The sequence below is a fragment of the Amycolatopsis stemonae genome (genome assembly GCF_054781455.1).
Map to the genome: position 1 here is coordinate 61928 of NZ_BAAGUJ010000007.1, position 13337 is coordinate 75264.

Sequence of the window (13337 nt, forward strand, 5' to 3'; positions counted from 1 at the left end):
GCCCCGGCTCAGTCCCAGAGGAGACGCTGCTCGCGGTCCGGGTCGGACACCGTCGTGGAGACGTCGTCGAAGAGGCGCGTGACGCGGTCGGCCGTCGTGTAGCGCGGCCAGCCGGGGTCGCCGGTCGCGATGAAGCGGATCCACGCGCCGGACATCTCCGTCGCCATCGCCTGCATCCGCTCGGCCGGGAACGTCCGGCCCGCGAACAGGAAGCGCCAGTTCTTGTTCCGGATGTCGTCGAACACCAGCGGCAGGTCGAGCCCGTGCGGCGCGCCGAGCCCGCGCCCGCGCGGGGCGATCCGCCAGTCGAGGCGGTACATCCAGGCGTCGCGCTGCTTCTCGGCGAAGCGGATCGCCGGGATCCACCAGTCCCCCGCGGTCAGCGCGCGGTTGCGGACCTGGTCCTCGGGCCAGTCGAGCAGCCCGGCGTACGCCGCGACGGCCTTCTCGACCGCGGCGGCGCCCAGCATCGTCGAGCCGACGCCCAGGAGCTTCGCGCCGCCCGACTGCAGCCAGCTGAACAGGTCCTCCTCGTCGGCCGTCGTCCCGATGAGCAACCGGACCTGGCGGACGGCGTCCAGCGGACGCGAAGGCAGCAGCTCGTCCCCGACGACCACGCGGTAGGTCACCTTGGTCCCCGAAACCGCAGAAACCCGTTGCTGCGCTTCGAGAATCCGCCTCACCGGGAGACCGGCGAGATCACCGGGAGCAGCGTCCAGCTCGGACAGAACGGCCGAGGCGATCGCCGCGCCTTCGGCCGGGGTGTGCACGACCGAGCCGACGCCGGTGCCGCTCTGCACGATCGCCTGGTGCACGAGCCCGCGCGTCGCGGGCACGGCCAGCAGCGTCCCGGCCGTGCGCCCGCCGTTGGACTGCCCGGCCAGCGTCACGCGGCCCGGATCGCCCCCGAACGCGGCGACGTTGTCGCGCACCCACTCCAGCGCGGCGACCTGGTCCCGCAGGGACAGGTTGGTGTCGGCGACGCCGGGCAGGTGCAGCATGCCGAGCACGCCGAGCCGGTAGGCGACGGTCACCACCACCACGCCGCGCCGCGCGTACGCGGACGCGTCGAACTGGTGCGGAGCGCCCATCACGCCGCCCCCGCCGTGGATCCAGACGAGCACCGGGTACGAACCGGGCGACGCGGGCGCGTAGACGTTCAGGTAGAGGCAGTCTTCGTCGCCGGTGAAGCCGCGCCCGGTCAGCTCCGGCTGCGGCGCCCGGGCGGCCCACTTCGTCGCGTCACGGACCCCGGACCAGGGCGTCACGGGCCGGGGCGCGCGGAACCGCAGCTCCCCCACCGGCGGCTCGGCGTAGGGCACGCCGAGGAACGTCCTGGTCCCGTCCCCCGCGGACCCGCGCAGGGCGCCGGCCGCGGTCTCCACCGTCGTCACGGACCCAGCCTAGGAGCTTGCCCTGGAGCGCGCTCCAGCGTGTTGACTGGGCACCATGAGCGCAGCCGAAAACAAGCAGCTCCTGAAGACGGCGTTCGACGGCTGGGCGGCCGGCGACATCCGGCCGCTGCTCGCCGCGATGGCCGACGACGTCACCTGGACGGTCAGCGGCCACAACAGCTGGTCGGGCAGCTTCCGCGGCAAGAACGCGGTCCGTCGCGACCTGCTCGGGCCGCTCGGTGAGCAGTTCGAGGACACCTACACGAGCACCGCGAGCCGGTTCGTCGCCGAGGACGACGTCGTCGTGGTCGAGACGCGGGGCAGCGTCGCCACCAAGACCGGACAGCGCTACGACAACCAGTACTGCTTCGTCTTCCGGCTCGACGGCGGCCGGATCCGGGAGATCACCGAGTACATGGACACGCAGCTGGTCGCCGAAGTGCTCACCGAGCTGGCCAGGTGACACCCGCCGCGGTGGACGGGTAATGATTACCCCGTGCACATCGCGGCAGAGATAGTGGCGCTGGTCGTGACGGTCCTCGTCGTCAGCGCGGCGGCGCGGCGGCTGGACTGGTCCGCCCCGCTGTGCCTGATCGTCGTGGGCGTCGTCGCGTCCTACATCCCCGGCGTGCCGGAGTACCACCTCGACCCCGAGGTCGTGCTGCTCGGCCTGCTGCCCCCGCTGCTGTACTCGGCGGCCATCCAGACGTCCCTGGTCGACTTCCGGAAGAACCGCGGCGCGATCGGCCTGATGTCGGTCGGGCTCGTCGTGTTCACCGCCTTCGGCGTCGGGCTGGTCGCCTGGGCGGTGATCCCGGGTCTCCCGCTGGCCGGCGGCATCGCGCTCGGCGCGGTCGTCGCCCCGCCGGACGCGGTCGCGGCCAGCGTCGTCGCCCGCCGGGTCGGCATGCCCCGCAAGCTGATCCGGCTGCTCGAAGGCGAGAGCCTGTTCAACGACGCGGCCGCGCTGGTCGCGCTGCGCACGGCCATCGCCGCGCTGGCCGGCTCGGTCAGCCTGTGGCAGGTCGGGGCCGACTTCCTGCGCGCCGCGATCGGCGGCGCGGTCGTCGGGCTCGCCGTCGGGTTCGCGGCCGCGTTCATCCGCGCCCGGCTGAACGAGCCGGTGCTCGACACCGCGCTGTCGTTCGCGGTGCCGTTCATCGCCTACATCCCGACCGAGGCGATCCACGGCTCCGGCGTGCTCGCGGTGGTGATCGCCGGGCTCATCCTCGGCCACAAGGCACCGCAGATCCTCTCCGGCTCGACGCGCCTGGCGTCCCGGCTGAACTGGCAGACCATCCAGTTCCTGCTGGAGAACATGGTCTTCCTGCTGATCGGCCTGCAGCTGCGGCGGATCCTCGCCGAGGTCGGCGACAGCGGGGTGTCGCTGCCGATGCTCGTCTGGATCTGCGTGGCCGTGCTGGGCGCCACGATCGTCACCCGGATCCTGTACATGATCGGCATCGGCACGGTGAAGCGCGTCGAACGGCGTTTCCTGCCGGACAAGCCCCGGGCGAAGATCTGGCCGTGGCGCTACTCGGCCGTGATCGCCTGGGCGGGCATGCGCGGCGTGGTGACGCTCGCGGCGGCGTTCGTCCTGCCCGCCGACACCCCGCAGCGGGCCGTGCTGGTGCTCGCGGCGTTCGTCGTCGTGGCCGGCACCCTGGCCGTGCAGGGCATGACGCTGCCGCCGCTGATCCGGCGCCTGCGGCTGCCCCGGCCCGACCCGGCCGAAGACGCGCTGCAGGAGGCCGCCGTCCTGCATGACATGACCCGCGCGGCGCTGGCCAAGCTGGAGGAGATCCGGCAGCCCGACGACCCGCCGGAGATCATCCAGCGCCTGCGCGACCGGCTGCAGCACCGCTCCGACTCGGCGTGGGAGCAGCTCGGCCGGCAGAGCGCGCTGGCCGAGACGCCGAGCGACGCCTACCGCCGGCTGCGGCTGGAGCTGCTCGACGTCGAGCGCCGTCAGTTCCTGAAGGCCCGCGACAGCGGCAGCGCCGACGACGACGTCCTGCGCAAGGTCCTGGAACGGCTCGACATCGAAGAGTCCATGCTGGACCGCGACGAGGCCGAGCCGGACATCGAAGGCCGCGAGCTGCGCACCCCGGCCGCGACGGCCGGGTCGTGCAAGCACCTGGCCCACGAGTGGGTCGAAAAGGACCCGAGTTCGCCGGACACCTGCGCCGCGTGCATCGCCGAAGGCACGACGTGGGTGCACCTGCGGATGTGCCTGAAGTGCGGCAACGTCGCCTGCTGCGACTCCTCGCCGCGCAAGCACGCCACCCAGCACTTCCACGAGTCGCGCCACCCGGTGATGCGCAGCTTCGAGCCGGGCGAGACGTGGCGGTGGTGTTTCGTGGACAAGCAACTCGGTTAGGGTCGGGGTTATGAGCACCCCCGAGCAGGAGATCGAATACCGCCAGCACCGGTTCAGCCCGCCGCCGGGCGCGACGGAGATCTTCCTGGTGCGGCACGGGGAATCGGCTCCGGCCCGCGGCGACAACCCCTTCACCCTGGTCGACGGCCAGGGCGACCCGGAGCTCGCGCCCGAGGGCCGCGACCACGCCCGGCGCGTCGGCGACCGGCTGGCCGGCGAGCGGATCGACGCGATCTACGTGACGACGCTGCGCCGCACGGCGGAGACCGCCGCGCCGCTGGCCGGGAAGCTCGGGATCACCCCGGTCGTCGAGCCGGACCTGCGCGAGATCCACCTGGGCGACTGGGAGAACGGCCTCTTCCGCAAGTACACGGCCGAAGGCCACCCCATCGTCGAGCGGCTGTGGACCGAGCAGCGCTGGGACGTCATCCCGGGCGCGGAGTCCGACGAGCGGTTCGGCGCCCGGCTGCGCGGCGCGCTGACGCGGATCGCCGCGGCGCACCCCGACCAGCGCGTCGCCGTGTTCACCCACGGCGGCGTGATCGGCGAGGTGTTCGCGCAGGCCAGCCGCTCGGTCGAGCGGTTCGCGTTCCTCGGCGCCGACAACGGCTCGGTCTCGCACCTGGTGCTGCACGGCGACACCTGGATCATCCGGCGCTTCAACGACACCGCGCACCTGGCTACGCCGCTCGGCTGAGCTTCCCGGCCGCGACGAACTGGACCGTCACCAGGATCGAGACGGCTTCCGCGGCCAGGAGCCCGATCAGCACCAGGACCTGCGTCAACCCCGCTTGGATCGGCCCCGCGCCGCCGAGCAGAACGCCGACGTAGGCGCCCGGGAGCGTCACGAGCCCGACGGTGCGCGTCTGGTCGAGCGCCGGGATCAGCGCGTGCCCGGCCGACGGGCGGCAGATCTCGAGCGCGGCCGGCCGGGGCATGAACCCGAGGGCCAGCGCGGCCTCGTATTCGCCGTGGCGGGCCTTCAGCTCGTCGAGGGCCCGCCTCGCGGCCTGCGACGTCGCCGTCATCGCGCCGCCGATGACGATGCCGGCGATCGGCACGACCGCGATCGGCTTCGGCGGGACCACGCCGGCGCCGAGCACCAGCGCCAGCACCGGGGCGACCCCGGCGGCGATGGCCAGCGCCGTCCACGGCAGGTTGGCCCAGGTCCCGGCGCGACGCGCGGACGTCACCGCGGCGATGGCGAACATCAGCAGCACGAACAGGCCGGTGAGCGGCGTCGAGCGCAGCACGGCCGTGATCACCAGGGACACGAGGGCGAGCTGCACGACGGCCCGGACGGCGGCGATGAGCACCGCTCTTCCCGGGCCGAGCCCGCCGGCCTGGACGACGGCGGCGCCGACGATGGCGAGCAGGACCAGGACCACCACGAGGGCGGGACCGAAGGTGATCGCGGCGTTGGTCACGCCGCCCATGGTGCCGTCAAACGGCGCAGCTGAAGAGCCGGCCCGGTTCGGACACGGCCTTCTCGGCGACGACCACGCCGTCGACGAGGATCCGGCAGCGCAGTTCGCCGGGCCCGGGGTTCCGGGCGGCGATGCTGTAGAACTCGGTGCGGCCGACCGGGCCGACCCGCGTGAACTCCGTCGACCACGGCGTCGTGACCTCGGCGGTCTGGGTCAGGACCGAGCCCGCGGCGGCGAAGGTGACGTTGCGGGCACCGTGCGCGCCGAGCAGCTCGTAGACGACGGAGTGGCTGACCGTCCGGACCGCGGCCGGTGCGACCGGCGCGGCCACCGGCTCTTCCTTGACCGGCCCGCGCGAGGACCGCGGCACGACGTAGGCCGTCACCGCGAAGGCGGCGGCGAGCACGCCCAGGACGACCACGACGTTTCCGGCCGACCTGGCCCGGCCCGTGCAGTCACGGCGGGACGTGGTCGCGGCGGGCTCGGTCGCGGTGGGAACACCCATGGAGAGGTCTTCTCTCGTCGGGCGCACTTCCGTCGAGTGCGTCGTCTACATCTCGCCGTGACCTCACTGCGCGTTAGCCGTGATTCGCGAGATGTCCAACTTTCACCCAAACGGGTGGCTCAGTCGACGAGTCCCGCTTCGGCGAGCATCCGCAGGACCCGCCGGCCGGCGGGCGGGCACACGTCCGCCTCGGCCGAGGTGAGCCACGCGGCTTCGGCGATCTCGCGCGAGGGCGTCGGCACGCCGTCGTGGTCGGCGGTGTAGCAGGTCATCCGCACGAGCCGGCCGTCGGCGAACCCGTCGGCCTGGTCCTCGAGGGCGGCGAAGAAGCGGAAGCTGAGGGGGTCGAGGGTGATGTCGAGCTCCTCGCGGATCTCCCGGCAGAGGCCGCCGACGTCGCCTTCGCCCGGCTCGCGCTTGCCGCCGGGGAGGTAGAACTTGGCTTTCCCGCTGGAGCGGACGGACAGCAGCCGGCGGTCGCGGACGTGGATCCAGGCCAGTGAGTCGATGGTTTTGTCGGTGCCCGGGTGCATGATCTGGAGTATGTACGAAGAGGCGGCACCGCCCGGGCCGCTGGCGGGCGTGGCGCGCTGCGTGTGGAGGTCGGTTTCGACGGGCCCGAAGCGCATCGTCCCGGACGGCTGCCTGGACCTGGTCGCCGGCGACGGCGGCGTGTTCGTCGCGGGCCCGGACACGTCGGCGTGGTCTTCGGCGACGGCACCGCGGGCAGAACTGCGAGGAATCCGCTTCAGGCCGGGCCGCGCGTCGGCGGTCCTCGGCGTGGCGGCGGACGAGCTGCGCGACCAGCGGGTGCCGCTGGCCGAGCTGTGGGGGCGTGAAGGCGAGTTGGTGGCGGAGCGGTTGTTGTCGGGCGAACTGACGTTGGCGCAAGCGGTTGCGTCGCGGCTGGCGGAGGCCCCGGCACCCGACCCGGCGGTGGCGGCGCTGATCGCCCACCTCGACGCAGGCGCGGCCCGGGTCGCGGAGGCGGCAGCACTCAGCCGATCCGGAACCGACCCGGCGTGGCCCGCGGAGGCGGCGGCACTCGCCCGGCCCGGAACCGACCCAACCCGGACCGCGCAAGCAGCCCGTCCCTTCGCGGTCAGCGAGCGGCGGTTGCGGCGCCGCTTCGTGCAGGCCGTCGGGTACGGCCCGGCCACCTACCTCCGCGTCACCCGGTTCCAACGCGCCATCGCCCTCGCTCCGCGCGTTCACGGGCTCGCCGCACTGGCCGTCGCCGCCGGGTACTCCGACCAAGCTCATCTCAGCCGGGACTGCCGGGCCCTCACCGGGCTCACCCCGCGGGCCTACTTCCGTGGACCATCCACTGTGGACACGGCGGAGCGTGACCGGCTCCGTTCGGCGTAACCCGCGCGGACAACCGGAAGTGGGACGTCACCCCGGAAGGTAAGCGGACGGTAAACGACCACCGAGAGCGCTATTCTCCCCTCGACGGATGATCAGGGAGGGCGTGTGGCCACCATCAGCGACGTCGCCGCGAGGGCCGGCGTCTCCACGGCGACCGTGTCGCGCGCGCTCAACGGGAAGTCCACTGTGGACCCGACGCTCGCCGCGCGCGTGCAGGCCGCCGCCACCGAACTCGGGTATCACCCGAACGGCTTGGCCCGGAACCTGCGCCGGCAGGAGACCGCCGTCCTCGCACTGATCATCTCCGACGTCGAAAACCCGTTCTTCACGGCCATCGCGCGCGGAGTCGAAGACCTCGCGCAGCGCTCCGGCTACTCGGTCGTCCTCTGCAACTCCGACGAAAACGAGGACAAGGAGCGGCGCTACATCGAAGTCGCGCTGCAGGAGCGCGTCGCCGGGGTGGTGCTCTCGCCCACCGGCCGGTCGACGAACGTCGAAGGCCTGCGGCGCCAGGGCACCCCGCTGGTGGCCGTCGACCGGCCGCTGCCGGCCGACGCGGGCGACCAGGTCCTCGTCGACACCCGGCACGCGGCCGCCGAGGCGACGCGGCACCTGCTCGCGGGCGGCTACGGCCGGGTCGGCTGCCTGACCGGGCCCGCGGGCGTCCGCACGGCCGACGACCGCCTGGCCGGCTACGCGGACGTCGTCGGCGAAGCGAACGTCCTCGCCCGGCGGGCGGAGTACCGCGCGGAAGGCGCCCGGCTGGCCGCACTGGAACTGCTGGACGAGCCGACGCCGCCGGACGCGCTGCTCGTCGCGAACAGCACGATGGCCATCGGCGTGCTGGAGGCGCTCTCGTCCCGCGGCCTGCGCTCCGGCCGGGACGTCGGCATCGTCTCGTTCGACGACGCGCCGTGGACGACGCTGATCGACCCGCCGCTCACCGTGGTCGCCCAGCCGGCGTACGAGGTCGGCCGGGTGGCGGCGCAGCTCCTGCTCGCGCGGATCACCGACAGCAGCCGCGAAGCGACGACCACGACACTCGAAGCGCGCCTGATCGAGCGGAAGAGCTCTCGCCGCTGAAGGGCGGAACGACGTGCCTGGGGGGCCGGCTCGTGCCAGGCCCCCCAGGCACGCCCCACCCCCTGTGTCCCCCATGGCCGGCGTCACCCCGCCGGATCCTGTGAGCACGGAGCGGAAATCGTTTACTCACACGGAACGTAAGATGCCGGGAGCGCACTGTCAAGCCTGGACAACGTCGTCCGATGCGGGCAGACTTACGGAAGTTGCCTACTCAACGTGTTGGGTAATGTGCGGTAAGTGTCGATCTCTGGTGAATTCCCCCACAAGTAGGGCACGAACCCGCACGAACCCGCACACGCGCGCTGTTTCGGGTTAGCCTGAATCCCATGTCGGTAGCGCTGGAGAACATCCTCGCCAAGGCGGGTCTCAAAGTCGACGCGAACGAGTTCCTGAATCTCGTCGAAGACGCGGCGCGCAGACTCTCGCCGCCGAACCCGGACCCTTCGCACTACTTCTCCGCCGACCAGCGCGCCGCGCTGACCGACGTCGGCCTCGACCTTTCGCCCCACCGCGAAGGCGAACCGGACTACCGGGCGCGCACCGTCGCCGCCCACGCCGTGCTCGCCGAGGGCGCGCTCAGCGTCAACGAAGCCGCGCGCACGCTCGGCGTCGACGACAGCCGCATCCGGCACCGCCTCAAGGAAGGCCGGCTGACCGGCTGGAAGGACGGCGGCTGGCGGCTTCCGGCGTGGCAGTTCGCCGGCTCGGGCGTGCTGCCCGGCCTGGAGGTCGTGCTCAAGGCGCTGCCCCCGGACCAGCCCGCGCTCGTCGTCGCCGCCTTCATGAGCACGCCGCAGCCCGACCTCGTCATCAACGAGCACCCCGCGACCCCGAGGCAGTGGCTCCTGTCCGGAGGTGACCCGGACCACATCGCCCGCCTCATCGCCACGCTCGGCTCGCCGTTCTAGGCTGGAGCGTCCCCGAGCAAGATCACCGACAAGGACGGACCACCCCCGACCCATGGCCCGGCTACCGCTGCCGCCCGCCCGATCCGTCCTGGTCCGGCAGCTGAACCGCGCCAACGACGTGGTGACGGTCCAGCCCGCGACCAGGCTCGTCCGGATCTTCACGGCGCACGGCAACCACCCCCAGCAGTGGAATTCGTTCCGCTACACCGGCCCGCTCCCGCACGGCCGGTTCGACCAGCAGCCGCCCGGCCGCGGCGGCGCGCCGGTCACCGACCCCGCGAACGGGGTCCTCTACTTCGGCCTCACGGTCCGCACGTCGGTGGCCGAGGTCTTCCAGACGAGCTCGACGGTCGACCGCCGCACGCGCGGCCCGCGCCTGGTCGTCGTCCGCCCGACACGCACGCTGCGGCTGCTCGACCTGACCAGCCTGTGGCCGACGCGGGTCGGTGCGTCGCAGGAGATCTCGAGCGGCCCGAAGAAGCTCACGCAGGCCTGGGCCCGCGCGATCCGCGGCGCGTTCAGCGACCTCGACGGCCTCTGGTACCGGTCCTCGATGGACTCCGGCGACCCGGCGATCTGCCTGTGGGACCCGCCGGCGGGCGCGGCGCTGCCGATCGCGCCGGACGTGCTGCTGCCGCTGGACCACCCGGGTCTGGACGTGCCGCTGGGCCGGGTCTGCGAAGAGCTGAACTACACGCTGCTCAACTGACCGGGAAGCGCACGCCGAACCACTGCTCGGCGCCGTGGGCCTCGTACGACTCGACCTCGGTGAAGCCCAGCTTCGCCGCCAGGCGCATCGAGGCCGCGTTGGCGGTCTGGGTGGTGAGCACCACCGGCTCGCCAGGCAGCGCGTCGTCGAACCACCCGAGCACCGCCGCGCACGCCTCGGCCCCGTACCCGCACCCCCACGCCTCCGGCACGACGAGGTAGCCGAGGTCGAACTCGCCGACGTCGGGGCGGACGTGGCCCGGGTGCTGCTCGTCGCGCCGGTCGAGCGTGACCATGCCGATCATCGCCCCGGGTACCTCGGGCACCGCGCGCTCGAGCTCGTCCCGCGGCCGCGCGCCACCGAGGTAGGTGCCCACTTCCGGCGACGCGAACAGGTCGACGAACACCGGCCGGTCCCGCGCCTGCGACGCGCGGAGCACGAGCCGCTCGGTCCGGATCGGCGCGGGTGGCCAGGCGACGTCTCCGAGGTCAGCCATGGGCCGCAACCTGGTGCACGCTCACAGGTGCCGCGACCACCACTCCAGGATCGCTTCGAAGCGCTGCACCCGGTGCCGCGGCCGGCCGGAGCGGGTCAGTTCGTGCCCCTCCCCGGGGAACAGCAGCATCTCCGCCGGCGCGCCCGCCCGCCGCAGCGCGACGAACATCCGCTGCGCCTGCTCCAGCGGGCACCGCCAGTCCTGCTCCGAATGCACCACCGCGAACGGGATCTTGATCTGCTCGGCGTGGTACAGCGGTGACTTCTCGCGCTGCACCTCCGGCGAAGAGCCGATGTAGGCGTCCACGAAGAAGTAGCCGATGTCCGAGCTGCCGACCATCGAGTCCCACGCGTTGACCGCGCGCTCGCTCCACGCCGCCTTGAAGCGCTCGCCGTGGTGCGCGGCCAGCCAGCTCGTCATGAAGCCGCCGTACGAGCCGCCCATGATGCCGACCCGGGAAGCGTCCAGGTCCGGCCGTTCGAGGGCCTTGTCCAGCAGCGCCAGGACGTCGTCGACGTCGACCGTGCCGAAGCCGTGCGTGATCGCGTGGCCGTGCGTCTGCCCGTAGCCCGCCGACCCGCGCGGGTTGCCGAGCACCACCGCGTAGCCCGCGGCCGCGTACACCTGGGCCTCGTCGAACACCGCCCAGTCCTGCTGGGTGAACGGGCCGCCGTGCACCACGCGCAGCACCGGGTGCGGGCCGTCGCCCTCGGGCAGCACCAGCCAGCCGTGCACCGGGTAGCCGTCCGGAGCGGTGGTGTCCAGCTCGATCATCGGCCGGAGACCCTTGTCCCGCAACGGCTTCGAGTAGTCGGTCAGCACCTTGGGGCCGGCGCTGAGCAGCACGACGTCACCCGCCGACGACGGCGTCGCGATCACGGCCGCCAGCACCGGGCCTTCGAGGGTGAACGACCGGAGCGCCGCCTGGTCCGCGTAGACCACCGGCAGGTCGGTCAGCGGGGCGTCCACGGCGTCGGCCGGGACCGCGCGCAGCTCCACCGCGCCCCGGTTGCGGACGGCTACGAGCACGTCGTCCCCGCGCGGTGCCGGCGGACCCGCCGAAGCCTCGCAGTCGACCGTCTCGATGTCGGTCAGCCGGCGGGCTTTCACCGGGCCGGCGCCGAACTCCGGGGTCGCGGCGTACAGCCCGGTCATCGCGGCTTCGTGGTGCTTCTCGAAGGACTGCCCGTAGTAGAACAGCGTGCCGTCGGCGCCGAACACCGGACGCTCGGCGAACCCCTCGCCCCGCACGAGAACCTCGGGCTCGCCGCCTTCGGCCGGGATCGCGCAGATGTCGCGGTAGTCGCTCTCGGCCGCACCCCAGTCCGGCGGCGCGGTGAAGACCACCCGGGTGCCGTCCGGCGTCCACACCGGGCCGGTGGCGTCGAAGCCGTCACCGGTCAGCGGCTCGGGCTCCGGTGCGTCCTCGGCCAGGGCGTCTACGACGAACAACCGCTGCATCCGGTCGCGCAGGAAGCCGACGTCGTCGATGCGGTAGTCCATGCGCGTGATCCGGCGCGGCGCCTCGGCGGGCGGCTCCGGCGTCTCGTCGTCGGCGTCGGCCGTGCCGTAGCGGCCGGCTTCGGGCACGCGTGCGGTGAAGGCGATCCGCCGCGAGTCCGGCGCCCACACCGGCTCGCCGACGCCGAGGTGCAGGGAAGTCAGCCGCCGCGCCTCACCCCCGTCGGCCGGCATGACGTGCAGTTGCGGCCTGCCGTCCGCGCCCTGGCCCTCCCCCGCGCGGAGGAACGCCACCCAGCGCCCGTCCGGCGAGATCGCGGGCGCCGAGTCGCGCGGACCGTGCGTCCACGCGCTCTCGCCGCCGTCGAGCGACACGCGCCGCAGCGAGCTGTCCGCCGCGTTCGTCTTCAGATCGGGCTTCGTCAGCGCGGTGAGCAGCAGGTTCCCGCGCAGGGCGGGCCGGCCGGGGACGGCGAGGGCTTCGATGTCGACAGGGCGCACGCCCCGACCGTACCCGAAATCCTTAGCCGTGCGAACGACTTTGGTCGGGACTTAGGCGGCGACCTGCTTGCGCTCGTCCCGCCGCGCCTTCGCCAGGCTGGCCACCGTGGTGATCGTCAGCACGACGATGATGACGCCGAGGGAGATCCAGTTGTTGATGTCCAGCCAGTCCGGCACCACGTGGTACTCGTGCAGCGCGTGCAGGAACAGCTTCGCGCCGATGAAGGCCAGGATCACCGCGAGGCCGTAGCTCAGGTAGACCAGCTTCGTCACCAGGCCGCCGAGCAGGAAGTACAGCTGCCGCAGGCCCATCAGCGCGAACGCGTTGGCCGTGAAGACGAGGAACGCCTCCTGCGTGATGCCGAAGATCGCCGGGATCGAGTCGACCGCGAAGAGCAGGTCCGCCGAGCCGATGGCCACGATCACCAGCAGCATCGGCGTGATCATCCGCTTGCCGTTCAGCTTCACCGTGTAGTGGTGGCCGTGGTAGTCGTCGGTCACCGGGGCGATCTTGCGGACCTGCCGGGTGACGGCGTTCTCGTGGTACTCCTCTTCCTCGCCCTTGCCGCGCAGCATGCTGATCGCGGTCCAGATCAGCACCGCGCCGAAGAGGAAGAAGACCCAGACGAACTGCTCGATGAGCGCGGCGCCGACGGCGATGAAGACGCTCCGCATGCCGAGCGCGAGCAGGATGCCGACCAGCAGCACGCGGTGCTGGTGGATGGCGGGCACCTTGAACGACGCCATGATGATCATGAAGATGAACAGGTTGTCGACGCTCAGCGAGTACTCGGTGATGTAGCCGGTGAAGAACTCGACGCCCGGGTCGTGCCCGGCGAAGATCCACACGCCGGCCCCGAAGAGCACCGCGCACGACACGTAGAAGATCACCCAGCGAGCGGCTTCCCCCGTGGTCACTTCATGCGGCTTGCGGTCGACGATGACCAGGTCGAGCGCGATCAACGCGAGCAGGCCACCGATCGTGGCGATCCACAGCCACAGGGGGACAGTCATGGAACCGAAACCTCCGGATAGTGCGCATGAGCAACTAACCGGAGGTCTCTCCCGCCGGTGAAAACACCGGCCGACGGTGCCGGGGGCGCAG

Annotated in this window: 14 protein-coding genes; 7 read left to right on the top strand and 7 right to left on the bottom strand. The window is 72.3% G+C overall.

The features are described from left to right. Nucleotides 1-8: 8 nt before the first annotated feature. Nucleotides 9-1394: a carboxylesterase/lipase family protein gene (locus ACYVLJ_RS25475; protein ID WP_460440632.1), complete on the bottom strand. Its 1386-nt coding sequence runs from the start codon at nucleotides 1392-1394 to the stop codon at nucleotides 9-11. Between the two features lie 55 nt (nucleotides 1395-1449). On the opposite strand from ACYVLJ_RS25475, the gene ACYVLJ_RS25480 reads away from it, so the two are divergent. From ACYVLJ_RS25480 to ACYVLJ_RS25490, 3 genes are read left to right on the top strand one after another with little or no spacing between them, the layout of a single operon-like run. Next, nucleotides 1450-1857, top strand: coding sequence for a nuclear transport factor 2 family protein (locus tag ACYVLJ_RS25480; RefSeq protein WP_460440633.1), 408 nt, complete (start codon nucleotides 1450-1452; stop codon nucleotides 1855-1857). Between the two features lie 33 nt (nucleotides 1858-1890). Then, the gene (locus ACYVLJ_RS25485) at nucleotides 1891-3774 is read left to right on the top strand and encodes a Na+/H+ antiporter (protein ID WP_451983071.1); all 1884 of its coding nucleotides are present in this window, start codon (nucleotides 1891-1893) and stop codon (nucleotides 3772-3774) included. Between the two features lie 10 nt (nucleotides 3775-3784). After that, nucleotides 3785-4471, top strand: coding sequence for a histidine phosphatase family protein (locus ACYVLJ_RS25490; protein WP_451983074.1), 687 nt, complete (start codon nucleotides 3785-3787; stop codon nucleotides 4469-4471). Here the strand turns inward: ACYVLJ_RS25490 and ACYVLJ_RS25495 are convergent. The 3 genes from ACYVLJ_RS25495 to ACYVLJ_RS25505 all read right to left on the bottom strand — a co-directional run bounded on the left by ACYVLJ_RS25495 (nucleotide 4455) and on the right by ACYVLJ_RS25505 (nucleotide 6239). Next, a complete protein-coding gene (locus tag ACYVLJ_RS25495; protein ID WP_451983077.1) occupies nucleotides 4455-5210 on the bottom strand; it encodes an ABC transporter permease in 756 nt (251 codons plus the stop codon). The genes ACYVLJ_RS25490 and ACYVLJ_RS25495 overlap by 17 nt on opposite strands. 7 nt (nucleotides 5211-5217) lie before the next feature. Beyond that, nucleotides 5218-5706 carry an MmpS family transport accessory protein gene (locus ACYVLJ_RS25500; protein ID WP_451983080.1) on the bottom strand — a complete coding sequence of 163 codons (489 nt, stop codon included), beginning with the start codon at nucleotides 5704-5706 and terminating at the stop codon, nucleotides 5218-5220. Between the two features lie 119 nt (nucleotides 5707-5825). Continuing rightward, nucleotides 5826-6239, bottom strand: coding sequence for an NUDIX hydrolase (locus tag ACYVLJ_RS25505; RefSeq protein ID WP_460440634.1), 414 nt, complete (start codon nucleotides 6237-6239; stop codon nucleotides 5826-5828). A 10-nt stretch (nucleotides 6240-6249) separates the two neighbouring features. On the opposite strand from ACYVLJ_RS25505, the gene ACYVLJ_RS25510 reads away from it, so the two are divergent. From ACYVLJ_RS25510 to ACYVLJ_RS25525, 4 genes are all read left to right on the top strand, one after another. Further along, nucleotides 6250-7074 (top strand): helix-turn-helix domain-containing protein, encoded by an 825-nt coding sequence (locus ACYVLJ_RS25510; RefSeq protein ID WP_460440635.1) that lies wholly within the window; start codon nucleotides 6250-6252, stop codon nucleotides 7072-7074. A 105-nt stretch (nucleotides 7075-7179) separates the two neighbouring features. Then, nucleotides 7180-8157, top strand: a complete 978-nt coding sequence (locus ACYVLJ_RS25515) for a LacI family DNA-binding transcriptional regulator (protein WP_451983089.1) — start codon at nucleotides 7180-7182, stop codon at nucleotides 8155-8157. Nucleotides 8158-8483: 326 nt separating this feature from the next. Beyond that, the gene (locus ACYVLJ_RS25520; protein WP_451983091.1) at nucleotides 8484-9065 is read left to right on the top strand and encodes a MerR family transcriptional regulator; all 582 of its coding nucleotides are present in this window, start codon (nucleotides 8484-8486) and stop codon (nucleotides 9063-9065) included. A 52-nt stretch (nucleotides 9066-9117) separates the two neighbouring features. Continuing rightward, the gene (locus tag ACYVLJ_RS25525; RefSeq protein ID WP_451983094.1) at nucleotides 9118-9774 is read left to right on the top strand and encodes an RES family NAD+ phosphorylase; all 657 of its coding nucleotides are present in this window, start codon (nucleotides 9118-9120) and stop codon (nucleotides 9772-9774) included. Here the strand turns inward: ACYVLJ_RS25525 and ACYVLJ_RS25530 are convergent. Genes ACYVLJ_RS25530 through ACYVLJ_RS25540 form a run of 3 tightly spaced genes read right to left on the bottom strand, consistent with a single transcriptional unit; the run spans nucleotide 9767 to nucleotide 13246 of the window. Further along, nucleotides 9767-10270, bottom strand: coding sequence for a GNAT family N-acetyltransferase (locus ACYVLJ_RS25530; protein WP_460440636.1), 504 nt, complete (start codon nucleotides 10268-10270; stop codon nucleotides 9767-9769). The genes ACYVLJ_RS25525 and ACYVLJ_RS25530 overlap by 8 nt on opposite strands. A 21-nt stretch (nucleotides 10271-10291) precedes the next feature. Continuing rightward, a complete protein-coding gene (locus ACYVLJ_RS25535; protein WP_460440637.1) occupies nucleotides 10292-12232 on the bottom strand; it encodes a S9 family peptidase in 1941 nt (646 codons plus the stop codon). Nucleotides 12233-12283: 51 nt separating this feature from the next. Then, on the bottom strand, nucleotides 12284-13246 hold the full coding sequence (locus ACYVLJ_RS25540; RefSeq protein ID WP_451983103.1) for a TerC family protein: 963 nt from the start codon (nucleotides 13244-13246) through the stop codon (nucleotides 12284-12286). Between the last annotated feature and the right edge of the window lie 91 nt (nucleotides 13247-13337).